24 protein-coding genes and 1 rRNA gene are annotated in these 26,322 nt (G+C 72.7%); 3 read left to right on the top strand and 22 right to left on the bottom strand.

Annotated features, from left to right (window positions below; translation table 11 throughout):
• Positions 1–13: 13 nt before the first annotated feature.
• The 4 genes from ASE25_RS17980 to aspS form a co-directional block, all read right to left on the bottom strand.
• Positions 14–448, bottom strand: a complete 435-nt coding sequence (locus ASE25_RS17980) for a VOC family protein (RefSeq protein ID WP_056776409.1) — start codon at positions 446–448, stop codon at positions 14–16.
• A gap of 9 nt (positions 449–457) precedes the next feature.
• A complete protein-coding gene (locus tag ASE25_RS17975; RefSeq protein ID WP_056826921.1) occupies positions 458–913 on the bottom strand; it encodes a helix-turn-helix domain-containing protein in 456 nt (151 codons plus the stop codon).
• Positions 914–946: 33 nt separating this feature from the next.
• Entirely contained in the window at positions 947–2,656 is a 1,710-nt protein-coding gene (locus ASE25_RS17970) for a peptide-N4-asparagine amidase (protein ID WP_056826920.1), read from the bottom strand.
• Between the two features lie 124 nt (positions 2,657–2,780).
• Positions 2,781–4,610, bottom strand: a complete 1,830-nt coding sequence (gene aspS / locus ASE25_RS17965) for an aspartate--tRNA ligase (RefSeq protein WP_056826919.1) — start codon at positions 4,608–4,610, stop codon at positions 2,781–2,783.
• Positions 4,611–4,761: 151 nt separating this feature from the next.
• Here aspS and ASE25_RS17960 point away from each other — a divergent pair, with 151 nt between their 5' ends.
• Entirely contained in the window at positions 4,762–5,850 is a 1,089-nt protein-coding gene (locus ASE25_RS17960) for an acyltransferase (RefSeq protein WP_056826918.1), read from the top strand.
• A 59-nt stretch (positions 5,851–5,909) separates the two neighbouring features.
• Here ASE25_RS17960 and ASE25_RS17955 read toward each other — a convergent pair whose 3' ends face one another.
• On the bottom strand, positions 5,910–7,421 hold the full coding sequence (locus ASE25_RS17955; protein WP_056826917.1) for an MFS transporter: 1,512 nt from the start codon (positions 7,419–7,421) through the stop codon (positions 5,910–5,912).
• Positions 7,422–7,515: 94 nt separating this feature from the next.
• On the opposite strand from ASE25_RS17955, the gene ASE25_RS17950 reads away from it, so the two are divergent.
• A complete protein-coding gene (locus tag ASE25_RS17950) occupies positions 7,516–8,256 on the top strand; it encodes a TetR/AcrR family transcriptional regulator (RefSeq protein WP_056826916.1) in 741 nt (246 codons plus the stop codon).
• Between the two features lie 22 nt (positions 8,257–8,278).
• On the opposite strand, the gene ASE25_RS17945 is transcribed toward ASE25_RS17950, so the two are convergent.
• Positions 8,279–9,202 (bottom strand): LysR family transcriptional regulator, encoded by a 924-nt coding sequence (locus ASE25_RS17945; protein WP_056826915.1) that lies wholly within the window; start codon positions 9,200–9,202, stop codon positions 8,279–8,281.
• A 73-nt stretch (positions 9,203–9,275) separates the two neighbouring features.
• Between ASE25_RS17945 and ASE25_RS17940 the strand changes: the two genes are divergently transcribed.
• Positions 9,276–10,277, top strand: coding sequence for an EamA family transporter (locus ASE25_RS17940; protein ID WP_056826914.1), 1,002 nt, complete (start codon positions 9,276–9,278; stop codon positions 10,275–10,277).
• Here the strand turns inward: ASE25_RS17940 and ASE25_RS23280 are convergent.
• From ASE25_RS23280 to rrf, 16 genes are all read right to left on the bottom strand, one after another.
• The gene (locus tag ASE25_RS23280) at positions 10,182–10,475 is read right to left on the bottom strand and encodes a YchJ family protein (protein ID WP_056776383.1); all 294 of its coding nucleotides are present in this window, start codon (positions 10,473–10,475) and stop codon (positions 10,182–10,184) included. The genes ASE25_RS17940 and ASE25_RS23280 overlap by 96 nt on opposite strands.
• A gap of 128 nt (positions 10,476–10,603) precedes the next feature.
• The gene (locus ASE25_RS17930; RefSeq protein ID WP_056826913.1) at positions 10,604–11,281 is read right to left on the bottom strand and encodes an NUDIX hydrolase; all 678 of its coding nucleotides are present in this window, start codon (positions 11,279–11,281) and stop codon (positions 10,604–10,606) included.
• Between the two features lie 7 nt (positions 11,282–11,288).
• Positions 11,289–13,061 (bottom strand): CTP synthase, encoded by a 1,773-nt coding sequence (locus tag ASE25_RS17925; protein WP_082622978.1) that lies wholly within the window; start codon positions 13,059–13,061, stop codon positions 11,289–11,291.
• 11 nt (positions 13,062–13,072) lie between these two features.
• Positions 13,073–14,218 (bottom strand): glycosyltransferase family 4 protein, encoded by a 1,146-nt coding sequence (locus ASE25_RS17920; RefSeq protein ID WP_235508744.1) that lies wholly within the window; start codon positions 14,216–14,218, stop codon positions 13,073–13,075.
• Positions 14,215–16,008 carry a murein biosynthesis integral membrane protein MurJ gene (gene murJ, locus ASE25_RS17915; RefSeq protein ID WP_235508743.1) on the bottom strand — a complete coding sequence of 598 codons (1,794 nt, stop codon included), beginning with the start codon at positions 16,006–16,008 and terminating at the stop codon, positions 14,215–14,217. The genes ASE25_RS17920 and murJ overlap by 4 nt, the downstream gene beginning before the upstream one ends.
• Complete coding sequence (locus ASE25_RS17910) at positions 16,005–16,880, bottom strand: hypothetical protein (protein ID WP_056826910.1); 876 nt, start codon at positions 16,878–16,880, stop codon at positions 16,005–16,007. Before ASE25_RS17910 ends, murJ begins: the two co-directional genes overlap by 4 nt.
• Entirely contained in the window at positions 16,877–17,821 is a 945-nt protein-coding gene (locus ASE25_RS17905) for a copper transporter (RefSeq protein ID WP_056826909.1), read from the bottom strand. The genes ASE25_RS17910 and ASE25_RS17905 overlap by 4 nt, the downstream gene beginning before the upstream one ends.
• Complete coding sequence (gene steA / locus ASE25_RS17900) at positions 17,818–18,999, bottom strand: putative cytokinetic ring protein SteA (RefSeq protein WP_056777686.1); 1,182 nt, start codon at positions 18,997–18,999, stop codon at positions 17,818–17,820. The genes ASE25_RS17905 and steA overlap by 4 nt, the downstream gene beginning before the upstream one ends.
• A 144-nt stretch (positions 19,000–19,143) precedes the next feature.
• Positions 19,144–20,937 carry a DNA repair protein RecN gene (gene recN / locus ASE25_RS17895; protein WP_082619818.1) on the bottom strand — a complete coding sequence of 598 codons (1,794 nt, stop codon included), beginning with the start codon at positions 20,935–20,937 and terminating at the stop codon, positions 19,144–19,146.
• A 9-nt stretch (positions 20,938–20,946) separates the two neighbouring features.
• Positions 20,947–21,894: an NAD kinase gene (locus ASE25_RS17890; RefSeq protein WP_056826908.1), complete on the bottom strand. Its 948-nt coding sequence runs from the start codon at positions 21,892–21,894 to the stop codon at positions 20,947–20,949.
• Positions 21,891–22,691: a TlyA family RNA methyltransferase gene (locus ASE25_RS17885; RefSeq protein WP_056776364.1), complete on the bottom strand. Its 801-nt coding sequence runs from the start codon at positions 22,689–22,691 to the stop codon at positions 21,891–21,893. Before ASE25_RS17885 ends, ASE25_RS17890 begins: the two co-directional genes overlap by 4 nt.
• Entirely contained in the window at positions 22,688–23,128 is a 441-nt protein-coding gene (locus ASE25_RS17880) for a hypothetical protein (RefSeq protein WP_056826907.1), read from the bottom strand. The genes ASE25_RS17885 and ASE25_RS17880 overlap by 4 nt, the downstream gene beginning before the upstream one ends.
• Before the next feature lie 42 nt (positions 23,129–23,170).
• Positions 23,171–24,232 (bottom strand): HAD-IIA family hydrolase, encoded by a 1,062-nt coding sequence (locus ASE25_RS17875; RefSeq protein ID WP_056826906.1) that lies wholly within the window; start codon positions 24,230–24,232, stop codon positions 23,171–23,173.
• A gap of 108 nt (positions 24,233–24,340) precedes the next feature.
• Positions 24,341–25,156, bottom strand: coding sequence for a lipopolysaccharide assembly protein LapB (locus ASE25_RS23275; RefSeq protein WP_082622977.1), 816 nt, complete (start codon positions 25,154–25,156; stop codon positions 24,341–24,343).
• Between the two features lie 59 nt (positions 25,157–25,215).
• Positions 25,216–25,650, bottom strand: a complete 435-nt coding sequence (locus ASE25_RS23270; protein ID WP_200959182.1) for a hypothetical protein — start codon at positions 25,648–25,650, stop codon at positions 25,216–25,218.
• A 428-nt stretch (positions 25,651–26,078) separates the two neighbouring features.
• A 5S ribosomal RNA gene (rrf, locus tag ASE25_RS17865) occupies positions 26,079–26,195 on the bottom strand.
• Between the last annotated feature and the right edge of the window lie 127 nt (positions 26,196–26,322).

Below are 26,322 nucleotides of genomic sequence, written 5' to 3'. Positions count from 1 at the left end.
CCGCGCTGCGCCGTCAGGCGAAGTCGGCCGCGGTGACGGTCCGGTCGGCGGGCTCCACGAGCACGACCCAGTTGCCCGAGTTGTCGCGGCACACCGCCTCGGTCCCGTACGGACGGGCCGACGGGGGCTGGAGGAACTCGACGCCCTTGGCCGACAGGTCGGCATACGTCTGCTCGCAGTCGTCGACCGTGAGGCCGAGACCGTTGAGCCCGCCGGCGTCCTGCGCTCGCTTCATCGCGGTGACGAGCTCGTCCGGGAAGGGCGGGCCGGGGATGGCGAGGCTGACCTGCAGCTCCGGCTGGCTCGGGTGCACGACCGTGCACCAGCGGTAGCCGTCGCCGAGGGTGATGTCGTCCTTGTCCTCGAACCCGAGGACGTCGACGTAGAAGCGCTTGGACTCGTCGATGTCCTTCACGAAGACACTGACGATGGAGATGTTGGTGATCATGTGACCACGCTAGGACGGGTCCGCCGCCTCGGGCTTCTCCTGGGTTGCGGAGCCTGCGGGCGCGCTCTCCACCAGGCCCCACATGAACAGGACGCAGCCCGGGATGTGCGGCGCCCCGGTCGTGGCGTACCTCGCCTGGTACTCGCTGGGGCTCTGCCCCACGACCGTGCGGAACCGGCTGCTGAACGAGCCGAGGCTCGAGAAGCCGACGGCGTGGCACACCTCGGTGACGGTGAGGTTCGTGGCACGCAGCAGGTCCTGGGCGCGTTCGATGCGGCGGCGCGAGACGTAGCCGGCCGGCGTCACGCCGTACGTCGCGCGGAAGAGCCGGAGGAAGTGGTACTTCGACAGCCTCGCTTCGGCCGCGAGCGCGTCGAGATCGAGGGGCTCCGCGTAGTGCCGGTCGGCGTGGTCGCGAGCGCGGCGCAGGTGGACCAGCACGTCGTCGGGGGCGCGTCGCTCCATCGTGGTCACCCTCTCATTGTCGCCCTCCGAGCCTCAGCCGACGGCATCCGTCACGAACGTGCCGTTGACGGCGCGCAGCCGGTGCTCCCAGGAGGTCGCCGGCCGGCCGATGACCTTCTCGCTGAGGGTGGCCCGGGCACGGGTGTCCGCGGTCGCGTGCCGCTGGTCACGCGGCACCCCGTAGATCCAGCTCGCCTGCCCCTCGTAGGACGAGGTCTCCGACCGGCTCGACAGGTGCGCTCCGCCGCGAGTCAGGGACTCGTCACGCGACCACGTGATGGCGAGATCGCCCGTGACGTCGTACGCGCCGGCGACGTCGCTGCGCGGGTGGAAACCGAGGACACCGTCCTTGTCCCAGCGCTGCTCGGTGCGCTCGAGGGTCGGAGCTCCCCGTCCGTGCCCGGTCGCGACGACCTGGGTGTCGGTCCACGAAGCCGTCAAGGTGTCGTCGGCCTCGTCGTCGGTCCACGAGTGCCTTGACGTGTTGGAGAGACTGCGCGTGACCGTCGTCGTGACCGGTCCGCGTGAGGTGGACAGCGTTCCCGTGACGCGGAGCTCACGTCGCGCGTCGAGATCGACGTGGCCCGCCCGGTCCCCCGCCCCCGACACGCTGCTGTCGACGGCGGGGTCGCTTGCGTATGCCGTCCCGGTCGTTCCCGACACCACGTTGCGGGCCGCGTCGCGCCAGATGCGGAAGCGGGGCGCGAGAGTCCAGCCGCCCTGGCCTGCCGGAAGACCCACGACGGAGATGCGGACGTCGTGGGGCTGCCCGTCGTTGAGCCTCGCGAGGTAGGGCGTGAGGTCGTAGCCGAGCGGCGGGATGTCGAACGCCTTGGGCGAGGGGATGGTGTACCAGAGGAACGGGTTGCTCCAGCCGCCCGTGTAGACGACGGGGTAGGGCGCCGCGATGCCTGCGAGCTGCCCGTCGATGTGCACGTCGACCTCGCGGTAGGGCAGACCGTCCGGGCACGAGTAGCCCGTGCTCGCACGGGCGCTCGTGTCCCAGAACTCCTCACAGCCACCGCCGGACCCGGTCGCGAAGACGTCGGCGAGCAGCCGGGTCGAGTTGCGCGGCACCATGAGGGACCCGACGAGGTCGCTGCCGTCGCGGGAGGTGTCGGTGAGGGGAAGGACGGCATCGGACGTCCTGGCCGCAGGCGCTCCACGCCCGGTCGTGTAGAAGTCGAGGTCGACCGTCACGTGGATGACCCCGGTGTAGGTGCCGTCGACGACGTTGCCGATGAAGGCCTGCACCTGCTGCGGGTCCGCCAGCAGCGGAGCGAGGTCCGTGACGTCCTTCTCGACGTGCCAATGGATCCCGTCGACGCTCGGCTCGGGCGTCGAGAGGGTCAGCATCCGCACTCCCCCGACGTCGACGTAGCCGATGCGGTCGAACTGTCGCCCGGCCACCGACCCCTCGAGCCGCATGACGACCTTCGACCACGGACCTGCGCAGCCGGCCGGCGGCGTGTAGGCCCTGGCGTGGACGTCGAAGTCGTCGAACGCGTCGTCGACGACGCGAACGGTGCAGTGGTGCGTGGCGGGTACCGGGACGCTCGGCTCCGGTGTGCGCGGGTCGTCCCAGTCGGTGCCGAACTCCTGTGGCGGGGTGGCCGCGGGCACTCCCGAGGGACTCGGCGCGGGCACGGCGGCGGACAGGCCCGACGCGGAACTGGCTCCGGTCATGGCGAGGACCGCACCCAGGAGGACCGCGGTGACCGGACGTCGACGTGGTGATCGCATGCCTTCGACCGTAGGACGGCCCGAGTCAAGGATGGGCAAAGCGCACGGCAGGTGACGGCATACGCGTGGAGGGTCGTCCTCGCTCTCGCGACGACGACCCTCCACGGTCGGCTCCTGCCGGAGGTCAGCCCTGCTTCGGCTCGACCTCGGGGGCACCCTGCGCGGCCGGTGCTGAGGCCGCGGGCTTCGCGTCCACGCCGGCCTCCTTGCGCTGGGCGGGCGTGATCGGGGCCGGCGCCGCGGTCAGCGGGTCGTAGCCGCCACCGGACTTCGGGAAGGCGATGACGTCGCGGATCGAGTCGGTGTGCGCGAGCAGCGAGACGATGCGGTCCCAGCCGAAGGCGATGCCGCCGTGCGGCGGGGCACCGAAGGCGAAGGCCTCGAGGAGGAAGCCGAACTTCTCCTGGGCGTCCTCCTCCGACAGGCCCATGACCGAGAAGACGCGCTCCTGCACGTCGCGGCTGTGGATACGGATCGAGCCGCCACCGATCTCGTTGCCGTTGCAGACGATGTCGTAGGCGTAGGCGAGCGCCGGACCCGGGTCGGTGTCGAAGGTGTCGAGGAACTCGGGCTTGGGCGAGGTGAAGGCGTGGTGGACGGCCGTCCACGCACCGGCACCGACGGCGACGTCGCCCGAGGCGACGGCGTCGGCGGCCGGCTCGAAGAGCGGGGCGTCGACGACCCAGAGGAAGCTCCACGCCTCCTCGTCGATGAGCTCGCAGCGACGGCCGATCTCGAGACGGGCCGCCCCGAGCAGCGCCCGCGACGGCTTCGCCGCACCCGCGGCGAAGAAGATGCAGTCGCCGGGCATGGCGCCGACGTGCTCGGCGAGGCCGGCACGCTCGGCGTCCGTGAGGTTCTTCGCAACCGGGCCGCCGAGCTCGCCGTCCTCCTGGACGAGGACGTAGGCGAGGCCACGGGCGCCGCGCTGCTTGGCCCACTCCTGCCAGGCGTCGAGCTGCTTGCGCGGCTGGCTCGCGCCACCGGGCATGACGACCGCACCGACGTAGTCGGCCTGGAAGACGCGGAAGGTCGTGTCGGCGAAGTAGCCGGTGCACTCGACGAGCTCGTTGCCGAAGCGCAGGTCGGGCTTGTCGGAGCCGTAGCGGGCCATGGCGTCGGCGTAGGTCATCCGCTGGAACGGGGCGTCGAGCTCGACGCCGATGAGGCGCCAGAGCGCCTGCACGATCGACTCGCCCAGCTCGATGATGTCGTCCTGCTCGACGAAGCTCATCTCGATGTCGAGCTGGGTGAACTCCGGCTGGCGGTCGGCGCGGAAGTCCTCGTCCCGGTAGCAGCGGGCGATCTGGTAGTAGCGCTCCATGCCGGCCACCATGAGCAGCTGCTTGAACAGCTGGGGGCTCTGCGGCAGGGCGTACCACGACCCTGGCGCGAGACGCGCCGGCACGAGGAAGTCACGGGCACCCTCGGGCGTGGAGCGGGTCAGCGTCGGCGTCTCGATCTCGACGAAGTCGCGGGCCCCGAGCACGGCGCGGGCGGCAGCGTTGACCTTGGAGCGCAGGCGGATCGCAGCGCCGGCCGAGCTCGCGCCGGGGCGGCGCAGGTCGAGGTATCGGTGCTTGAGGCGTGCCTCCTCGCCGACGGTGACGCGCTCGTCGATCTGGAACGGCAGCGGGGCGGCCGGGTTGAGCACCTCGAGCTCGCTGACGATGACCTCGATGTCGCCGGTGGGCAGGTCGGGGTTGGAGTTGCCCTCCGGACGCTCGCGCACCTCACCGGTGACCTTGACGCAGAACTCGTTGCGGACGTCGTGGGCACCGCCCTGGGCGAGCACCTCGTCACGCGCGACGACCTGGGCCACGCCCGAGGCGTCGCGCAGGTCGAGGAAGGCGACCCCGCCGTGGTCTCGACGCCGCGCCACCCAACCGGTGAGGGTGACGGTCTGGCCTGCGTGGTCGGCGCGGAGAGTGCCGGCCTCGTGAGTGCGGAGCACGGAGGGTCCTTCCGGGACGTGGTTCCCGCGGCACGAGGGCCGCCGGGGCTGAGCGAGGTGGTGAGCGAGTGTCGTGCGCAGGTGCCCGGCCGCTGGTCGGCCGTGGGCACCGAGGACCAATCCTAGACCGCCTGCGCCTAGGCTCTTCGCCGTGCAGCACTCCCGCAACCGCGACCTCGACGGCGTCCGAGGTCTCGCGATCCTCCTCGTCGTCGCCGCCCACTCCGGGCTGCCGGCGCGCTGGGGTGGGCTGTCCGGGGTGACGCTCTTCTTCGTCCTGTCGGGCTACCTCATCACGAGCCTGCTCATCCGGGAGTGGGACCGCTGGGGGTCGGTCAGCCTGTGGCGCTTCTGGGGACGGCGCGCCCTACGCCTCCTGCCCGCCCTCATCCTCCTGCTCCTGCTCGCTCCCCTGCTGCTCTGGGCGACCGGCGACGACCGGCTCTCGACCTACCCGACGGCGGCCCTCGCATCGCTCTTCTACGTCGGCAACTGGGTGCGCATCGCCGGCACGGACCTCGGGGTGCTCAACCACCTCTGGTCGCTCTCGGTCGAGGAGCAGTTCTACGTCGTTTGGCCGGCGATCTTCATCGTCCTCATGACGTGGCTTCGCAGCCGAGCGCTCGCCGTCGTCCTCAGCCTCGCGGCGCTCGCGACCTTCTACTCCGTCTGGACGGTAGGGAGCGCGATCCGCCTCGACATCTCGACCGAGACGAACGCGTTCGCCCTGCTGCTCGGCGTGGCGCTCGCCTTTTCACTGGCCGCCGTACGGTCCCGTGGCTGGGAGCTGCCGGCCACGAGCCCGCTCGTCCCCTTCGTCGTCATGGTCGCCGTCTCGGCCTTCCCCGGGCACGGGCTCGAGGTGGACCACCCGCTCTTCCGACCTCTCGGCGCCGTCTACGCCGTCGTCGGGGTGTGGCTCGTGTATGCCGCCGTGTCGGGCCACTCGCGCGTCGTGGGCTCCCGCGTCATGGTCTTCTTCGGCACCATCAGCTACGCGCTCTACCTCTGGCACCAGACGTTCATCAACAGCCGGCTCCTCGGTGAGCACACGACACCCCGCAACCTGCTGCTCATCGCGGCCGCCGTGCTCGTCTCGTGGCTGTCGTGGGTGCTCGTCGAGCGGCCCGTGGGTCGCCTGCGCGGACGCCTCCGCCTCGACCAGCCGTCACGCCGCCAGCAGGAGTTCGCCGACGCCCGCGACCCGCAGGCCGCTCCGCGCGCCACGCCCACGACGTAGGGCGGTCCGGCCGATCGTGGCCGCGACGCCCGCGGCGCGGTCTCCTCGGTCTACGCGGTCTACGCGGTCGGTCGCGCTCCCGCGCCCACCGCGTCAGCCGGGGCGTCCGGCACGTCGTGCTCCTCGACGCTGCGTGAGTCGGTGAGGGTGAGGGCGCCCCACGTGGTCACGACCCCGACGATGACGGCGAGCACGGCATACGTCACCCGCTCACCGTGGAAGAAGGACGACACGAGCTCAGGACTCCACGTGCCGGCGGGCAGTGTGGTCGTCACGAGCACGGCGACGAGGGTGCCCACGACGGCGGTGCCGACGCTCGTGCCGACCTCCTGGGCCGTGTCGTTGAGCGCCGTGCCGATCGACGTGCGGTTGGCGGGCATCGCCTCGACGAGGGCCACCGCGCAGATCGTCATGACCGTGCGGAGGCCGAGGGTCATGACGACCATCGCGACGGCGATGGTCGGGTAGCCGCGGTCGACACCCCAGGCCATCCCGATGAGCGCGACGACGAGCAGGCCCGCTCCGACGAGGCACGCGAGCCGGTGGCCGAAGCGGCGGGCGAGCCACTCCGAAAGCGGTGTCGCGAGGACCATCGTCATGATGAGCGGGAGGTTGGCGAGCCCGGCACGCACGGGGCTCCATCCCCACGCGTACTGGAAGTGCAGGATGAGGCCGAACATGACGCCGGCCATGGCGATCGAGGTGCCGGCCTGCGCCAGCGTGGCCCCGCGCACGGTCCCTGACGAGAAGAGCGTCAGGTCGAGCATCGGGGACGCGGCACGCCGTTCGTGGCGGACGAACCCGACGAGCGCGAGCGCGGAGCCGACGACGGCCGAGAGCGTGGTCGCCGACGTCCATCCGTGCTCGACGCCACTGGTCAGGGCGTAGCAGCCGAGCCCGATGGCCGCGATGCTCAGCAGGGCACCGGGCAGGTCCAGCCGGTCGGTGGTGAGGTCCTCGGGCCGGTCTGCCGGCACCCCCAGCCGGACGCCGACCCAGGCCACGAGCGCGATGGGGGCGTTGACGAGCAGGAGCCACTCCCAGCCGACGTGGGCGAGGGCCGTGCCCCCGAGCAGCGGACCGAGGACGAAGCCCGACATCCCGACGACGATCATGACGGTCATGGCCCGCATCCGCAGGGCCTGGTCGTCGAAGAGACGGAAGACGAGCGAGTTGGTGATCGGCGCCATCGCTGCCGCCGCGACCCCGAGGGCGGCGCGCAGGGCGATGAGCTCGCCCGTCGTCGTCACGGCGGCCACGGCGAGGCTGATGATCCCGAAGCCGGCGAGCCCCCAGAGGAGCACCCTGCGGCGGCCGAGCCGGTCCGCCGCCGAGCCGGCGGTGAGCAGCAGTCCCCCGAACGTCAGCGAGTAGGCCCCGGTGACCCACTGGAGAGCGGTGGTGCCGCTCCCGAGGTCGCGGCCGATCGTCGGCAGCGCGATCGTCAGGAGGGTGTTGTCGACCATCTCGACGAAGAAGGCGAGACAGAGCGCGAGCATCGGGATCCACGCCGCGCGGAGCGACGGATAGGTACGGGTCGGCGTCGTGGTCAATGTGCCGTCTCCTCTCATCGAACACCGTTCGACTATCGAACGTGGTTCGATGTTATAGAACGGTGTTCGATGAACGCAAGTCCGCCCGGGGATCGTGTGATGGGATGGGCACATGAGCCCTCAGCGACAGCACGTTGCTCGGCCCTCCCGCGAGGCTCGGGCCGTGCGTGAGCGGCCCGCACGGGGCCGCCGGCGGGCCTCGCACTCGCTCGAGGCCGTCCTCACGGAGGCCGTCGCCCTGCTCGACACGAGTGGCGAGCAGGCCCTGACGTTCCGTGCCCTCGCGGCCCGTCTCGGCGGTGGCGCCGCGAGCATCTACTGGTACGTCTCGAGCAAGGACGAGCTGCTCGACCGAGCGGCGGACCACGTCCTGGCCGACGTGCTCGCCGCCATCGAGGACGTCGGGGCCGGCGACCCCGTCGACGACCTCCGAACCATCGCCCTGGCCCTCTTCGACGCGATCGTCGAGCGGCCCTGGCTCGGTGCCTTCTTCATGCGCGACACGGGCGTTCAGCCCAACGGCCTGCGCCTCTACGAACGGCTGGGACAGCAGGTCATGCGGCTGGAGCTCACTCCGCGCGAGAGCTTCCACGCGGTCTCGGCGGTCGTCGGCTTCGTCGTCGGCACGGCGGCCGACATGGGTCAGCAGCCACCCGAGGCGGTGCTCTCCGGCGAGGTCGACCGTGACGCGTACCTCGCCCGCTACGCCGCCCAGTGGCGCGCCCTCGACGCGGACGAGTTCCCCTTCATCCACCACGTCGTCGACGAGTTCGCCGGACACGACGACGCCGAGCAGTTCCGGGCCGGTCTCGACCTCATCCTCGCCGGGCTGCGGCTCCAGGCCGCCGGCTGACGCGTCGCGTAGGCACCCCCGGTCAGTCTCCCGAAAGGGGCCGGAGGTCCCGGGAGGCTTCTGCGGCAAGGCAGTCCACGGCTACGGCCAGCGCGGGGCTTGCCGTCATGGTGCTCCGCCAGACGAGGCTCACGGTGCGCTCGGAGATCGGGTCGACGATGGGGACAGCGACGACGCCCACGGGGAGCGGTCCCCGGCCGAGGCGTGGCACGAGGGCGATGGCCTCCCCCGCCGCGACGAGGGCGACGTGCGTGGCGAACTCGAGCGCCACGTGCGCGATCCGAGGGGACCGACCCACGTCGGCATACATCTTCTGGAGCCACTGGTGGCAGATGGAGCCGGGCGCGACGCTGGCCCAGTGCTCGTCGAGCACGTCCCGCACGCCGATGCTGCGCCGGGCGGCGAGCGGGTGGCTCTCGTGGACGAGGACGTCCGCGCGGTCCCGGCCGAGGTCGCGCACCTCGAGGTGGTCGGGGATGGCGAGCGGCAGCGGCTCCCAGTTGTGCACGAGGGCGAGGTCGTGGGTGCCGGCCGCGACCGCGTCGACGGCGTCCCAGGGGTCGATCTCGTCGGGACGCAGGACGACGTCCGGCGCGGTCGATCGCAGGCGGCCGATAGCGCCCACGACGACCCCCCGGTACGCCGTGGCGAACGTCGCGAGGCGCACCGTCCCGACCGTCTCTCCGCTGTCCCTGTGGAGCCGGGACTCGAGTCGCTCCATGTCCGCGAGCAGGGACCGCGCAGCGTCGGAGAGCGTGCGACCGGCCTCCGTGAGCAGGACACCGCGCCCCTGCCGCTCGAGCAGCTGCACCCCCGTCTGGGTCTCGAGGCGCTTGATCTGCTGGGACACCGCGCTCGGGGTGTAGTCGAGCGCGGCAGCGGCGGCGCCGACGGAGCCGTGCGCCTCGACGGCGACGAGCGAGCGCAGCGCGACGGGATCGATCATGCAGTGATGCTACACAGTCATGGCCACGACAGTTTGATGGACGTGAACGGTGTGCGGTCGCCACGATGGGCACATGCGCCGCCGTGACACCGCCCTCGCCGTCCTGGTCGCCCTGATCTGGGGCACGAACTTCGTCGCCATCCGCACCGGCATCGACTCGGTGCCGCCGTTCCTCTTTCTCGCGGTGCGCTTCGTCGTCGTCTGCGTCCCCGCGGTCTTCCTCGTCCGGCGCCCGGGACTCCCCTGGCGCGACCTCGCCCTCATCGGGCTCTTCACGAGCCTCGGCCAGTTCGCCCTCATGTACCTCGCGCTGCACCTCGGCATGCCGCCGGGTCTCGCCTCGCTCGTGCTCCAGGCGCAGGTGCTGCTCACCGTCGTCATCGCGGCGGTCTGGCTGCGCGAGCGCCCGTCCACGGCGCAGCGCCTCGGCGTCGCCCTGGGCGGGGCGGGGCTGCTGACGATCGCGGTCGGACGCGGGCTGTCGGCGCCGCTGCTCCCTCTCGTCGTGCTCGTCCTGGCCGCCGTGTCGTGGGCGGTCGGCAACGTGCTGACCCGCCGGGCGGGGGCCCTCACGGGTCCGGGCGCCGGGCTCGGGGTCACGGTCTGGTCGGGGCTCGTCGTGCCGCTGCCCGCCCTCGCCCTCTCGTTCCTCTTCGAAGGGCCGACGGCCATCGGGGCGGCGCTGCACCACCTCCAGTGGCAGGCCGTGGCCTCGACCGCCTACACGGCCTACCTCTCGTCGCTCGTCGGCTACGGGATCTGGAACACCCTGCTCAGCCGCCACCCCGTGGCGAAGGTGACGCCGTTCGCGATGCTCGTCCCGGTCTTCGGGATGGTCGCGGCCGCGGTCGCGTTCCACGAGCGACCCAACGCCCTCGAGCTGGCCGGGGGGCTCGCGCTGCTGGCCGGTGTCGGCGTAGCGGTGATCCGCCCCCGCGGCGGCGTGACGGCGCCCGCTCCGGCCGTCCCTGCCGACGCGTCACCCGTGCTCGCCGTCGACGTAGAGCCAGCGGCCGCCCCGGCGGGCGAAGCGGCTCACCTCGTGCAGCTCGCCCCGACGCGTGGCGCCCGCTGACGGTTCCGTCCAGTGGGCCACGAACTCGACGACGCCGTCGTCGTCACCGAGCCCGCCGCGCTCCGTGCGCAGCACCGTCAGGCCCGTCCACCGTGTGTCCGGGTCGAGTCCCACCCGCGCGGGGCGCGTCCGTGGGTGCCAGGTGCGCAGGAGGTACGCCTCGTCCCCCACGGCGAACGCCGCGTAGCGCGAGCGCATCAGCTCGCCTGCGGTCCCGGCCGGGCGGTCGCCCGCGTGGAGCGGGCCGCAGCACGCGGCATACGCCAGGTCTTCCGGGCCGCCCCCACAGGGGCACGGCCCCGAGACGCCTGTACCGAAGGCCCCGCTCACGAGCGCTGGGCGCGTTGGGCCTCGCGGGCGGGCCACGGCGCGTCGTGCGGCCGCAGCGTGGACCACCCACGCCCGCGCGACAGTCCGGCGGAGAGCAGGCCGACGAGCGTCGCCGAGTTGCTGATGCGTCCGTCGAGCGCTGCGTCGACGGCATCGTCGAGGGACACCCAGAGGGGCCGGATCCCGAGCTCCTCCGCAGTGCGTTGGTGGGCGTCGGCGGCGGCGACCTCGTGGAGGCCGCGCGCGAGGAAGATCCGCACCGTCTCCGGGAAGGCTCCGGGAGACGTGACGTCGTCGGCGAGGACGTGCCACTCGTCGGCCGTCAGGTCGACCTCCTCGGCGAGCTCACGCGCGGCGGCCTCCCACGGCGGCTCGCCGTCGACGTCGAGCAGGCCGGCGGGCAGCTCCCACACGTGGCCACCGCTCGCGTGGCGGTACTGCCGGATGAGCAGCACGTGCGGGGCACGCTCGAGCTCACGCAGGGCGAGCACGGCGACGGCGCCGGGGTGCGTGACGAAGTCACGTGTCACGACACCCCCGGCGCCGAGGTCGACGCGCTCGCGCACGACGTCGAAGATGATCCCCTCGAACGGGGTCGTCGTCTCGACCACCGGCTCGGCGGTCCACTCCTCGACGAGGTCGGCTGCGGTGCCCCGCGGCGCGTCCAGGCTCACCCGCGTCTCAGTCGGCGTCCGGGGCGGCGCCCGACGCGGACACCGAGGCGAACTCGTCGTGCCCGGTCCGTGCCTCGGCGTCCCGCTCGGCCTGGCCGGCGTCGACCGCGGCGCGGTGGCGCTCGACCTCGACGAGGCGCTCGCTGCGCTGGCGCTCCAGGGCGGCCCCGACGAGACCCGCGAAGAGCGGGTGTGCGCGGTTGGGGCGCGACAGGAACTCCGGGTGCGCCTGGGTCGACACGTAGTACGGGTGGACCTCGCGCGGCAGCTCGACGAACTCCACGAGGTTGCCGTCGGGCGAGGTGCCCGAGAAGACGAGACCCGCCTGCTCGAGGTCGGCCCGGTAGGAGTTGTTGACCTCGTAACGGTGGCGGTGGCGCTCCTTGACCTCGGCCTCGCCGTAGGCCCCACGGATGACGCTGCCCTCCTTGAGGGCGGCCGGGTAGAGGCCGAGGCGCATCGTGCCGCCGAGGTCGCCGGCGCCCTCGACGAAGGCCTTCTGCTCCTCCATCGTGGCGATGACGGGGTGCTCGGTATCGGGGTCGAACTCCGTCGAGCTCGCGTCCTGGTTGCCGAGGACGCTGCGGGCGTACTCGATGACCATGCACTGCAGGCCGAGGCAGATGCCGAGGGTCGGCACCTGCTTCTCGCGGGCCCAGGTCAGCGCGCCGAGCTTGCCCTCGATGCCGCGCACCCCGAACCCACCGGGGACGAGGACGGCGTCGACGCCGCCGAGCGCCTTCTGGGCGCCGGCCGGGGTCTGGCACTCGTCGCTGGCCACCCAGCGGATGTTGACCTTGGCGTCGTGGTGGAAGCCGCCGGCGCGCAGCGCCTCGGTGACCGAGAGGTACGCGTCGGGCAGGTCGATGTACTTGCCCACGAGGGCGATCTCGATGTCGTGCTCCGGGTCGTGGACCCGCTCGAGCAGCTCGTCCCACTCGGTCCAGTCGACGTCGCGGAAGTTGAGCCCGAGCCGGCGGATGACGTAGGCGTCGAGGCCCTCGCGGTGGAGCACCTTGGGGATGTCGTAGATGCTCGGGGCGTCGACCGCCGCGGCGACCGCGGCGACGTCGACGTCGCACATGAGCGAGATCTTGCGCTTGATCGGGTCGGGGATCTCGCGGTCGGCGCGGAGCACGAGCCCGTCGGGCTGGATGCCGACCTGGCGCAGTGCGGCGACCGAGTGCTGGGTCGGCTTCGTCTTCAGCTCGCCGCTCGGCGCGAGGTACGGCACGAGGGAGACGTGCAGGAAGAAGCTGTTGTCGCGGCCGATGAGGTGGCGCACCTGGCGCGCGGCCTCGAGGAAGGGCAGCGACTCGATGTCGCCGACCGTGCCGCCGATCTCGGTGATGATGACGTCCGGGGCGTCCGGACCTCCGGTGGCGAGGGCGCGCATCCGGGCGACGATCTCGTTGGTGATGTGCGGGATGACCTGGACGGTGTCGCCGAGGTACTCACCGCGCCGTTCCTTGGCGATGACGTTGTTGTAGACCTGCCCGGTCGTCACGTTCGCGCTGCCGACGAGGTTGACGTCGAGGAAGCGCTCGTAGTGACCGATGTCGAGGTCCGTCTCGGCTCCGTCGTCGGTCACGAAGACCTCGCCGTGCTGGAACGGGTTCATCGTCCCGGGATCGACGTTGATGTAGGGGTCGAGCTTCTGCATCGTGACCCGCAGGCCCCGCGATCTGAGAAGTCGTCCGAGGCTCGAGGCGGTGAGCCCCTTGCCGAGAGAGGAGGCGACGCCCCCGGTCACAAAGATGTGCTTCGTCGTATCCACCACGGGCTTTGAGTCTACGTCACTCCGCGGGTCTCCGTGACGTAGCGTTCCACCCACCGGCGCGTCTCGTCGTCAGGAGTGGGCCATCCGGCCGCCCGGGCTCGTCCCGCGTCACCCTCCCGGAGCCTGGCGTCGGCGTCGGTGAGCAGGCGGTCCACCTCGGCTGCTACGACGGCCGGGTCCCCCACGGGGACAAGAGAACCCGCGTCCCCGACGAGGTCGGGCAGACCGCCCGTACGGGTCACGACGACCGGGAGCCCAGCCGCCATCGCCTCCTGCACGACGAGCGCCCGGGCCTCCCAGCGGCTCGTGAGGACGAATACGTCCGCCGCCCGCAGCCACTCCGACACATCGGTGCGCGCCCCCACGAACCGGACCTTTGCCCTCGCGTCCTCCCCCTGCCGTATGCCGTCCGCCTCCTCCTCGAGACGGGCACGGAGCCGATCGTCGCCGTCGCCGACGACGACCCACGTGGCGGCGGCGTCGGAGCGCCGCGCGGCCGCGAGGAGGGTCGGGAGGTCCTTCTGGGGCGCGATGCGCGAGACCGTGAGCACGACGGGGCGGTCGGTCGGCAGGCCGGCTCCGGCCAGCAGGGCGGCGCGTTCGGTCGGCTCGAGGGCGGCAGGACGCTCCAGCAGGTCGGCGACCGCGGCGGAGGGCACGAGGGCGAGCTCGGTGCGCCGGGCACCGAGGGCGTCTGCGAGCTCGACGAGGTCTTCGCTCGCGCCCGTCACGAGGTCGGCTCGGTGCAGGGACCACGCGACCAGCCGCCGGGCGGCGGACGCCGCGGCGCGCGCGACGGGGGAGCCCTGGACCGGCGGGAGGTCGTTGTGGAGAGAGACCACGAGCCGCGGGCGTGGCCGCGCGCGGGCGACGGCCACGGCAGCGACGACGGCGGCCTGGTGGCCGTGCGCGTGGACGACGTCGACCGTGCCCGCCAGGCGCATGATGCGGTGCCAGTCCACGAGACCACGGGGTGCACGTACCCCGCCGTGGACCGGCCAGAGCCGGTGGGCGTCGGCCCAGTCGAAGGCCCGGGCCGTCGACTCCGCCGTCACGACCTGAACGTCGTGCCCCTGCCCACGAAGTCCCGTGAGGAGGGCGTCGACGTGCGCACCCACGCCACCGGCCGCGTGTCCGAGCACCATGAGCACCCTCATCGCGTCTCCGGAGGCGCGGCCGGGTGCGGGTCCTGCTCGCCGGCAGGGGCGGACATCGGCGCGGACGAAGGGGCGGTCATGGACGTCGGCGAGGTCGCGGCGGTCGGTGACGGCCGCCGCAGCCGGGCGACGACCGAGCGGTCGACGAGGAGCACGACGACGACGAGGGTCACGGTGGCCGCGAGCGCCACGGCGACGCCCTGCGCGGCGGCGACGAGGAGTCCGTCCGCGGTCCAGAGGCCGCCGAGCCACCAGCCGAGGATCGCGGCTGACGCGGCGCCGAGCAATCCGGCTGCCACGGGGCGCGCCGGTACGGTCAGGGCCGCGCGGCCCCAGCTCCGCGCGACGAGGACCGTGAGCGCGACGGCCCCGGCCACGAGCCCGACGCTGGTGCCGAGGGTGAGAGCGCGCACGGTCGTCGCGGGTCCGGCCGCGTCTCCGAGGGCCACGAGCGGGACGACGGTCGTCGCGAGCCACGCGACGGCGACCATGGCGCCCGCGACCCGGGCACGGCCTCGCACGTAGGAGGCCCGGGTCAGCAGCCCGATTGCGCAGAGGCCGACGATGCCCGGGGCCACGAGCACGAGGGCGTCGGGGATGGCGGACAGGGCCACGGCCCCGTTGCCGTCCGCTCGCCCGGCGTCGAGCAGGGCGAAGAAGGCGCCGACCGGTCGGGCGACGGCCACGAGCAGACCCCCGGCCAGCAGACCGGCCAGGAGGGTGGCGAGCCACGTCCGCCGCAGCACGTCCACGGCCGCGGACCCCGGCGCGGAGGCCGGCGCGGGGGCCGGCGCTGCTGCTCCCGCGTCCGGCTCGGGCCCGCCGGCTTGCGCGCTCCCCGCCAGCGTCGGGAAGGCCGCGGTGGCGAGCGGGACGGCGAGGACGGCATACGGGAGCAGGGAGACGGCCTGGACGTAGGTGTACACGTTGAGCGTCCCGGGGCCGCCGCGGTCGTTGGCGAGGCGGATGAAGACGAGCGTCGCCAGCTGCTGTCCGGCGACGGCGAGGAGCCCGGCGACCGCGAGCCGCCGGACGCGGGCGGCGACGCCGTGCGGGAAGTGTGTCGTCACCGTGAGGTGGACCCCGGCGCGACGCACCGGAACGAGGAGCGGCAGCGACAGCGCGACGACCCCGAGGGTCGTGCCCACGGCCAGGATCGTGGTCGCGCCCGCGGGGACCTGCGCGATCGGGGCGGCCGGGTCGGTGGCGACGGCGGCGTAGGCCGCGTAGGTCGCGATGACGACGAGGCTCGACATGAGCGGGGCGATCGCGGCCGCGACGAACCGGTGGTGAGACTGGAGCACACCGCCGAGCACGATGCCGACGCCGTAGAGCGGGATCTGGATCGCGAAGACCCGCAGCAGGTCGGCGCCGAGGCCCACCCCGCCGGGACAGGTGTCGCCGGCTCCGAGCAGGCCCCGCGCGATCGGCTCCGCGGCAAGGGCCACGACCAGGCCCAGCGGCACGAGCACGACGAGCACCCACGTCAGCAGCGCGGAGGCCGTGTGGTCGGCCTCGATCCGGTCGCCGCGGGCCAGTGCGCCTGCCACGAGAGGCACGGCGACCGCCGCGAGCACTCCCCCGGCCGCGATCTCGAAGAGCACGTTGGGGACCGCGTTGACCGACTGGTAGACGCTCCCGACGCAGGTCGCACCGACGGAGTGGGAGAAGACGAACCATCGTCCGAAGCCGACGACCCGGGCGACGAGCGTGATCACCGCGATGGTGCCTGCGGCGGCGAACAGCCCGCGCCGTGAGACGGGCCCACCCCCTGCGCTCCGGTCGGTCATCGGGGGGCCCGGCCCCACTCGTCGAGCCGGCGCAGGGCGGGGTGGGCCTCGATGACCCGGGTGAAGCTGACGCGCTCCGAGGCGAGCGTCAAAGCCGCGAGGCCCGTCAGGGCGACGACCCGGCCCACGAGCCCGGTGCGCTCGACGAGCGCGAGACCGACGAGCGCCCCGGCGGCGTTGGCACCCGTGTCGCCGAGCATGGCGGTGGCGCGGAGGTCGTCCCGGACGACACCGAGCGAGGACCCGACGGCGGCGGCCGCGGGCACCCCTCCCACGAGCGGGAGACCTGCGACCACCGTGACCTTGAGCGCCCGTCCGGGGCGCAGGTCGAAGAGGTTGACGGCGTTGGCGGCACCGGCGACCACGGCCCCGCCGACGAGGGTGGCCAGCAGTCCGGGACGGGAGGGACGGCTCGCGTCGGAGAGCGCCGCGCCGACCAGCCCGGTGACGCCGAGACCCACGATCTTGACCGCGCCCGTCGTGACCTCGCCCCGTGCCAGCGCACCGAGGTGGCCCTTGAGACCCTTGTCGGACGCGCCTCCGGCGAGGTCGTCGAGCGCCCCGAGGGCACCTGCGGCGACGGCGACGACGCCGGAGCTCATCGACCTGCGGCTCGCTCCCTCGGTCAGGCGCGAGGCGACTGCCGCTGCAGCGGCACCGGCAACAGCGCCTGCCACGGCGCCGCCGACCCAGGCCGGCCCCTCGAGCAGGGTGACCGGGTCGCCGGCGTGGTTGGTGCGCTCCCAGGGCTGGCGGAGGTCAGGGGGCGCCGCTCGGCCGAGACGCAGGACCGCCCACGAGGCCGCCGCCGAACCGAGCAGGGCAGCCAGTGACGCGGCGGCGGTCGAGTCCGCGCGGCGGCTCGACCTCACGGAAGCACCCGCGGGACGGTGGCGGTGGCGCCGGCCGCGACGCCGTAGTGTCCGACCCGCTCGTCGAGGGCGTCCTCGACGGCGAGGACCACCGTGGCAGGTCCGTCACCGGCCCGGGCGTGGTCGACGGTGGAGACGATCCCGGCCGTCTCGGACTTCTCACGCACGGCCTGGACGGCGTTGGAGGTCACGGGCTGGCCCGCCGCTGCAACCGTCTCGCCGCTGGCGACGACGGTCGACCGGGTCGAGCCGGCGAAGGAGGTCACCAGCGCGCGGATGGCGTCGGAGCGGGACTCGACGACGGACTCGGTGCCGGCATAGTCCGCGGACACGACGACCGCGAGGTCGGCAGGCGCGAGGTCGGCCACCGAGCTGTCGACGAGGTTGGCGTCGACGAGCACCTTGAGCGCGGCGGTGCGCTGGGCCGAGGTGCCGGTGTCGCTCGTCGACACGACGAGGTCGGTGAGCACCTGCACGAGCAGCTCGTCGCCCGTCGCGGTCGACCCGACCCCGAGGGCCGACGCGGCTTCCTTGGCCGCCTGTGCTCGGTCGGAGGCCTGGCTGGGGTCGAACCAGTCGGGGCTCAGCGTCACCGTGCCCGTGAGGCCGGCGCCGCTCTGGGTCACGACACCCTCGAGGTTCGTGGTCATCGTGCCGTCGGCGGAGGGCAGCACGACGACGACCGCGCGGTGACCGGACAGTCGGCTCTTGACGACCCGTGGCTGCACGGCGGTCGCGTACTCGTCGGACGCGTCGACGAGCTTCTCGCTCGTCGTCAGCTTGTCGTTGAGGGCCTGCTTCTCGGTGCGCAGCGCGGAGACCTGGTCGCTCAGCTGGTTGCCGAGGTTGGCCTGCAGAGGGCCGGCCCCGAGCACGATGCCCACCGCGAGGGCGAGGAACACCGAGATGATCGAGACGAGGTGGTAGCGGAAGTCGATCACGTGAAGATCCCAACGATGGCGGTCCAGAGGTCGTCCCAGCGGGCGGCGAGGACCTGCAGCCACGCCTGCCCGGCCGGTGTCGACGCGAGGGCTGCGAAGAAGGCGAGCACGCCCGCGAGCAGCATCGTCACGAGCAGCCGGCCCGGGATGCGGGCGCGGTAGAGCTGGCTCACGCCCTTGGCGTCGACGAGCTTGCTGCCGACGCGCAGGCGCGTGAGGAACGTCGACGCCTGCCCGTCGCGACCCTTGTCGAGGAACTCGACGAGGGTGACGTGGGTACCGACGGCGACGATGAGCTCGGCACCGGAGTCGTCGGCGAGGAGCATCGCGACGTCCTCGCTCGTGCCCGCAGCGGGGAAGACGACCGGCGTGATCCCTAGAGCCTCGACCCGTGCGAGGCCGGGGGCACGCCCGTCGCGGTAGGCGTGCACGACGATCTCGGCGCCGCAGCGCAGCGCCTTGTCCGAGACGGAGTCCATGTCGCCGACGATGAGGTCGGGCTGGTGGCCGGACTCGAGGATGGCGTCGGCGCCGCCGTCGACCCCGATGAGGATCGGGCGGTACTCACGGATGTAGGGCCGCAGGGTCTCGAGGTCCTCGCGGTAGTGGTAGCCGCGCACGACGATGAGGCAGTGCCGGCCGTCGAGCTGGGTGGTGATGGGGGGCACGCCTATGCCGTCGAGGAGGAGGTCGCGCTCCTTGCGGATGTACTCCATCGTGTTCGTCGCGAAAGCCTCGATCTGCACGGCGAGCCCGGCCCGCGCCTCGTGCATCTGGGCCTGGACCGCCTCGACGTCGAGCAACGTGCCCGTCGCGACACGGGTCTCACCCGACCACAGGTCGGCACCGTCGAGGCGTAGCGTCTGCCCGTCCGTGAGCGCCATGACCTCCGGGCCGGCGGCGTCGAGCACGGGGATGCCGGCCTCGACGAGGATCTGGGGTCCGAGGTTCGGGTAACGACCGCTGATCGAGGCGCTCGCGTTGACCACGGCGGCGGGGCGCACGGTGACGAGGGCGTCCGCGCTCACCTTGTCGAGGTCCGCGTGGTCGATGACGGCGATGTCGCCCGGCTGCAGCCGCTTCGTCAGCGCCTTGGTGCGCCGGTCGACGCGCGCGGTGCCGACCACGCCGGGACCGGTGTCCCGGGCGCGCGAGCGACGTCGGATGGAGAGGGCCATGATGGCCTCAATCGTGCCACGTCGGTGGGTCGGCGACCCCATCGGTCCGGGCCGTGGCGCACGGCTCGGGACGACACTCGGGACGGCCTTCGGGAACGAGGTCCAACGGCTGCGCGGACCGCAGGACGGTGCCGCGGACGGGACTCAGACGCGTGAGCCGCTGCGGGCGGCCGGCCGCGTGCCGACGCGGGCACCGCTCGTCTGCTCGAGCAGGTCGCCGGCGTGGGCCAGCCCGGCCTCGGAGTCGGGGTCGCCGCCCATCATCCGCGACAGCTCCCGCAGCCGGGCGTCACCGTCGACGACGCTGACGCTGCTCGAGGTGATGCGGCCGTCGTCGGCCTTGTGCACGACGAGGTGGCGGTCGGCGAACGCTGCGACCTGGGCGAGGTGGGTGACGACGATGACCTGGGCGTGCTCGGCGAGGGCAGCCAGCCGGGCACCCACGTCGAGGGCCGCCCGCCCGCCGACACCGGCGTCGACCTCGTCGAAGACGAACGTGGGTGGTCCGCTCGCCGCCTCGCCCGAGGCGTTGCGTGAGCCGACGACCTCGAGCGCGAGCATGACGCGGGAGAGCTCACCGCCCGAGGCGGCCCGCGCGACGCTGCGCGGCGTGGCTCCGGGGTTGGCCGCGAGCAGGATCTCGACGTCGTCGATGCCGTGTCGGGCCAGCCGCACGCGGTCGCCGTCGGGCAGGGCCACACCCTCGGGGTCGGTGCGTCGGCGCAGCTCGACGTGGACGACGGCCTTGCCCATGGCCAGGTGCGAGAGCTCCTCCGAGACGCGGGTGCCGAAGTCGTCACCGGCGGCCCGGCGAGCCTCGGACAGCGAGAGGGCGGCCGCGACGACGGACGACTCGAGCTCGGCCACCTCGACGCCGAGTCGCTCGACGCGGTCGTCGGCGGTCACGAGCTCGTCGAGGCGAGCGGCCCCGCGGCCCGACCACTCGAGCACCTCGTCGACGGTCTCGCCGTACTTGCGCGTGAGGACCCCGAGGGCGGCCCGCCGCTCCTGCACGTAGCCGAGCCGCTCGGGGTCGAGATCGACGTCCTGGAGGTATGCCGTGAGGTCGGCCGACAGGTCGGTCACGAGCGTGCCCACCTCGTGAAGGCGCTCGTCGAGCCCGGCGAGGGCCTGGTCGTGCGCCGTGGCCGGGCCGAGCGCACCCCGCGCCGACCCGATGAGGTCACGGACGTTCGGAGCCGGCTCGGCGGCATACTCGTCGCCGCTGAGATCTGCGAGTGCCTGGGCTGCGGCCAGGCGGAGCGTGTCGGCGTGCGCGAGGCGCTCGTCCTCGGCACGCAGCGCCGCGTCCTCGCCCGGCTGGGGGTCGACGACCTCGATCTCCTCGAGCGAGGCGGTGAGCGAGTCGATCTCGCGGGCGCGCTCGCGCGCCTCCGAGACGAGGCGCTCGTGCTCGCGGGCCGACGCACGCCAGCGGTCGTAGAGCTCGCCGACGCGGTCGCGGAGTGCCGTGAGTTCGGGACCCCCGAAGTCGTCGAGCACGACGCGGTGGGCATCGCCCTGCTTGAGCCGCCACTGGTCGGCCTGCCCGTGCACGGCCACGAGCATCTGGCCGAGCTCGGCGAGCACGGAGACCGGCGCCGTGCGACCGCCGACGTGGGCGCGCGACCGGCCGGCCGCGGCGATGGTGCGGGCGATGACGAGCTCGCCGTCCTCGTGGTCGGCGCCCGCCTCGTCGGCCCGGACGAGGGCCGGGTGGTCGAGGGGCAGCTGCACGACACCCTCGACGAGCGCCGAGGCCGAGCCGGTGCGCACGAGGCCGGAGTCGGCGCGCTCGCCCAGCAGCAGGCCGAGCCCCGACACGACCATGGTCTTGCCGGCGCCGGTCTCACCGGTGAGCACGTTGAGCCCGGGGCTCAGGTCGAGGACGGCGTCGTCGATGACACCGACGCCCCGGATCCTCATCTGGCTGAACACGGGTCCACCTTAGGGCCGGGCACCCTCACCGCCGTCGACGTCGTCCACGGGCGAGGCGGTGTCGCCGTTGCCGCGCCACCCGGCGACCGAGAGGTCGAACTTCGCGACGAGACGGTCGGTGAACGGTGCGCTCGTCAGCCGGGCGAGACGGAGCGGGCGCAGCCCACGGCGCACCTCGATGCGGGCTCCCGGAGGGAGGTCGACGTGACGCCGGCCGTCGCACCACATGACTCCTGCGCCCTCGGTGGCCGCCTTGATCTCGACGGCCAGGTGGGTGTCGGGGCCCAGCACCAGCGGCCGGGCGAAGAGCGCGTGGGCCGCACTGGGGACGAGGAGCAAGGCCTCGACCTGCGGCCAGACGACCGGCCCGCCGGCCGAGAAGGCGTATGCCGTCGACCCCGTCGGCGTGGAGACGATGACGCCGTCGCAGCCCCAGCTCGACAGCGGTCGACCGTCGACCTCGACGGTGACCTCGAGCATCCGCTCGCGGGCGGCCTTCTCGACGCTGACCTCGTTGAGGGCCCAGCTGCTCGCGATGAGGTCGCCGTGCAGCTTCGCGTCGACGTGGAGCGTCATGCGCTCCTCGACGGCGTAGTCGTTGCTCGCGATGTGCTCGACCGTGGCGTCGAGGTCGTCGCGCTCGGCCTCCGCGAGAAAGCCCACGTGGCCGAGGTTGACCCCGAGGAGCGGCACGTCGACGCTGCGGGCGAACTCGGCGCCGCGCAGGATGGTCCCGTCGCCGCCGAGCACCACGACGAGGTCGCACCCCTCCGCGACCTGCTCCTCGGCGGACGCGATGTGCACGCGCGAGCTGTCCTTGAGGTCGAGGGCCTCGGCCTCGTCGGCCTGGAGGGACACGTCGATGCCGAGGTGGGTGAGGCGTTGCACGACGCCCTTGGCGACCGTCAGCGCCTCGGGGCGCCTCGGGTGGGCCACGAGCAGGATGCGGCGCGTCACGGGACTCCTTCCAGGTCGACGGCCTCCAGCATGTCATCCACCGCCGTCACCGAGGCGCCCGGCACGGGTCTCGGGGCGAGCCAGAAGAGGAACTCCCGGTTGCCGTCGCCCCCCGCGATGGGGCTGGCCGTCGCAGCGTGCAGGTGCAGGTGGAGGTCGGTCGCGACCTGGGCCACGTCACGCAGCACCCGACGGCGCTCGTGCGGCGAGGTGACGACTCCTGTGCGGCTGAGCCGCTCGCGCCCCACCTCGAACTGCGGTTTGACGAGGACGACGACGTCGCCGTCGTCGGTGACGAGAGGTCGCATGGCGGGCAGGGCGATGGCGAGCGAGATGAAGCTGAGGTCGGACACGACGAGGTCGAAGCGGCCGCCGAGCGCCTCGGCGTCGACGTCACGGATGTTGGTGCCCGGCAGGTCCCGCACCCGCGGGTCGGCGCCGATCGACACGACGAGCTGGTCGTGCCCGACGTCGAGGGCCGTCACGTGGGTGGCACCGCGCTCGAGGAGCACCTGGGTGAACCCACCCGTGCTCGCCCCGACGTCGAGGCACCGTCTGCCGTCGACAGGGACCGGCCACGTGTCGAGGGCGTGGAGCAGCTTGACCGCCGCGCGCCCCACCCAGCGGTCGGGCTCACGCGTCAGCTCGATGGCCGACGAGTCGTCGACGGGCCGGGCGGGCTTGCCGGCCGGGCGACCGTCGACGAGCACCACGCCGGCGGTGACGAGCTCACGGGCCTGGGTGCGCGATCGCGCCAGGCCGCGGGCGACGAGCTCGACGTCGAGACGTCGCGTCACGCGCCACCCAGACCGCCGAGGCGGCTCTGCAGGCTCCGGTGGGCGTGCTCGCCGGACTCGATGCGCTCGGCGAACGACCCGGCCTGCGACTCGGCCAGACGCATCATCGCCTCGTCGACCGCCTGGTCACCCGTCAGGGGCGGGGTGGGCACGTCTGGCGTCGCGTCCAGCGGGGCGTAGGGCACCTCGGCCGTCGCGGTGTCGTCGTCGGTCCGGCGCTCGTCGTCCTCGCCGTCCTCATCGGTGAGGTCCTCGAGGTCGTCTCCCGACACGTCCGCATAGCTGACGTCGTCGGACTGGTCGTCTGAGTCGTCCCACTCGTCGACGGCGTCGTCGCTCGCGTCGACGTCCGAGTCCATCGGGTCGAGCTCCTCCGCGACCTCGAGCGGTTCGCCGGACCCGAGATCGTCGCGTCGAGGGTCGCTGTCGCCGAACATGTGCTGCCTCCGTGCCGAGTGGTTGGTTCGCCTGCGGTCACGCTACCGGGTCGAGGTCGGTGAGTCGTCGAGCAGGCGGTCGAGCGTCGCCGCCGCCCGACGCAGGTGCGCGGAAGGCACTCCCTCGTCGCGCGACGTCAGCAGGGCCGCCAGGCCCGCTCGCACCACCTCGATGGGGCCCGCGCTCCCCCGCTCGATGACGAGGTCCTCGCCGTCGAGGGCCACCCGGGCGGCGCCGCAGCGCCAGCCGCCGGCGTCGGCCACCGGGGCGGCATACGGCATCAGGAGCTCGGCGAGGGAGGCGATGACGTAGGTGGGCGACGACTCGCTCGCCACGACGTCGGAGGGTCGGTCGACTCCTGTGAGGACCCACGCCGAGTCGAGGCCGGTGGCCTCGGCGCCGACGATGTCGGTGCCGATCCGGTCGCCGACTGCGAGCGTCCTGGCAGCGACGGTGCCGAGGCGCTCGAGGGCGAGCCCGTAGAGCGGCGGGTGCGGCTTCCCGACGACGTCTGGACGTCGCCCGAGCACGGCGACGAGCAGCTCGATGTAGGCGCCGTTGCCCGGGGACTGCCCCCACGGCAGCGGCAGCGTCGCGTCGTCGTTCGTCGCGACCCACGGCAGGCCGGAGGAGAGGAGACGGGCCGCCGTCTCGAAGTCGCGTACGCGCAGCTCCTTGCCGAAGCCCTGTAGCACGGCCGCGACCTCGTCTGGTCCGGAGCGGGCATGGTCACGGGCGGCGGCCACGGGGACGAGGCCTGCGTCTCGCAGCGCCTCGACCACGCCCTCCCCACCCAGCGCGAGGACGGCGGCTCCCGGTGGGAGGTCGGTGGCGAGCCGGGCGGCCCCTGCCTGAGCGCTCGACACGACGTCGGATGCCGTCGCGGGAGCACCGAGGCCGGCGATCTGGGTGGCCACCTCGGTCGGGACGCGGGAGGCGTTGTTCGTCGCGTAGACGACTCGGATCCCCCGAGCCACGATGTCCTGCAGCGCTTTCGGCGCACCCGGGACGGCATCCGCTCCGCGGTAGACGACACCGTCGAGGTCGCACACCACCCCGTCGTAGCCCGCGACCAGGGGTTGCGTCGATGTTTCCGTGTCCATGCGTCCTCCTGGGCCAGACCCTACGTCGGGAGCCGTCAGCGAGACCCGTCGGTCCGGAACGCAGAACGGGCCCGACCGAGGAGGTCGGGCCCGTTCCGGGTGGGGTACTCAGCGCTCGTCGTCACCGACGGCGTGGGCGTCGTCGTCCGCGTCGTCGTCCGCGTCGTCGTCCGCGTCGTCGTGGTCCTCGTCGTCAGCTTGCTCGTCGTCGTCCTGGTCGTCGGAGTCGTCGTCGTCCGCGTCGACGTCGTAGAACTCGGGGCTGTCCTCGTCCTCGTCGCCGAGCAGATCGGTGACGTCGACACCGTCGAGCTCCTCGAGCCGCTCCGCCGCATCGGTGGTCAGCTCGTGGTCGGCATCCGCCGCCCGGGCGAACCAGTCACGTGCGACCTCGAGGTCGCCGGCGGCAAGCTTCGCGTCCGCGTAGGCATAGAAGAGCCGCGCCGCCGACGGGCGGTTCGGGTTGATCCGCTTGACCAGGTCGCTCAGACCGGCGACGGCGGCATCGAGCTGACCGAGGTCACGGCGGATCCCGGACACCACGATCGCCAGCTCGACACGGTCGTCGATCGCCAGGTTGGCAGCCTCGTCGGACTGGGCGAGCTCGAGCGCCTTGTCGTGGCGTCCGAGTGCACGCTCGCAGTCCACCATGAGCGGCAGCAGGTGACTCGAACCCGAAAGCCGGCGTACCGTGCGGAACTCCCCCAGCGCCCGCGCCCAGTCGCCGAGGCGGTACGCAACGAGACCAAGGGACTCACGGGCCGCCGGGACGCGTCCGGCGCGGCGCACGGCGGTCTCCGCGTGGGCCAGGGCTGCCTCGGGCTCGACGTCCAGCAGCTCGGCCACCATGACGAGGTGCTGGGCGACGCCCTCGGCGTTATCCTTGGAGAGCGTGCGCAGCTGGTTCTTGACGCCCCGGTCCACCTCGTGGCCCGTGACACCCTCGCGGATGGCGGGCTCGGGCTTCCTCGGGGACTTCGGGGTCAGCCGAGCGCCACCGCGACGGTCGTCGTCCTGGGGACGACCCGATCCCCCTCGGGGGCGGTCGTCGAAACGTCGGGGACCACGGTCGCTGCCGCCGCCGGAGCGACGGTCGTCCGAGCGGTAACCGCCACGGTCATTGTTACCGCCGGATCGACGGTCGTCCGAGCGGTAACCGCCACGGTCATTGTTACCGCCGGAGCGACGGTCGTCCGAGCGGTAGCCGCCACGGTCGCTGCTGCCACTGCTCGAGGGGCGGTAACCGCCGCGGTCACTGCCGCCGCCGGAGCGACGGTCATCGGAGCGGTAGCCACCACGGTCATTGCTGCCGCCGCTGGAACGACGGTCGTCCGAGCGGTAGCCGCCACGGTCGCTGCTGCCGCCGCCCGAGGGACGGTAACCGCCGCGATCGCTGCCGCCGCTGGAGCGACGGTCATCGGAACGGTAGCCACCACGGTCGCTGCTGCCGCCGCCCGAGGGGCGGTAACCGCCGCGGTCCCTGTCRCTGCTGCCGCCGGAACGGCGATCGTCGGAGCGGTAGCCACCACGGTCACTACCGCCGCTGGAGCGACGRTCATCSGARCGGTAGCCTCCGCGGTCATCTCGACGCGGCCCCGACGATCGGGGTGCGCCCGACCGGGGAGCCCCTGAGCTCCGGCCGGCGCCACTGCCTCGTGCGGGACCTCGCTGGCCGCCGTCGCGGTCGCGTCGGTCGCCTCGGCTGTCGTTGCCGTCCTGGTCACTCATGTTCATCATCCTTCCGCGCCGACCGCGGTCGGCGCCACCTCTGGTGTCGTCGAGCACAAAAGAAAGAGCGCCCCAGTCGGATCAATGAAGTTCCGTCTGGGGCGCTCTGACAAAGTGTGTCCGGCTGCGTCCTACTCTCCCACACCGTCACCAGTGCAGTACCATCGGCGCTGAAGGGCTTAGCTTCCGGGTTCGGAATGGAGCCGGGCGTTTCCCCTTCGCTATGACAGCCGAAACTCTATGGAGATATCAATCAGTGGGTGGTGTTCCCGTTTGTATCTCGGGAACCGCACAGTGGACGCGTAGCATCTTTGTAAGTCAAGTTATCGGCTTATTAGTACCGGTCAGCTCCACACATTGCT

This window comes from Terrabacter sp. Root85 (genome assembly GCF_001429185.1).
Lineage (GTDB): Bacteria > Actinomycetota > Actinomycetes > Actinomycetales > Dermatophilaceae > Terrabacter.
This window is presented reverse-complemented; position numbering and strand designations above follow the sequence as displayed.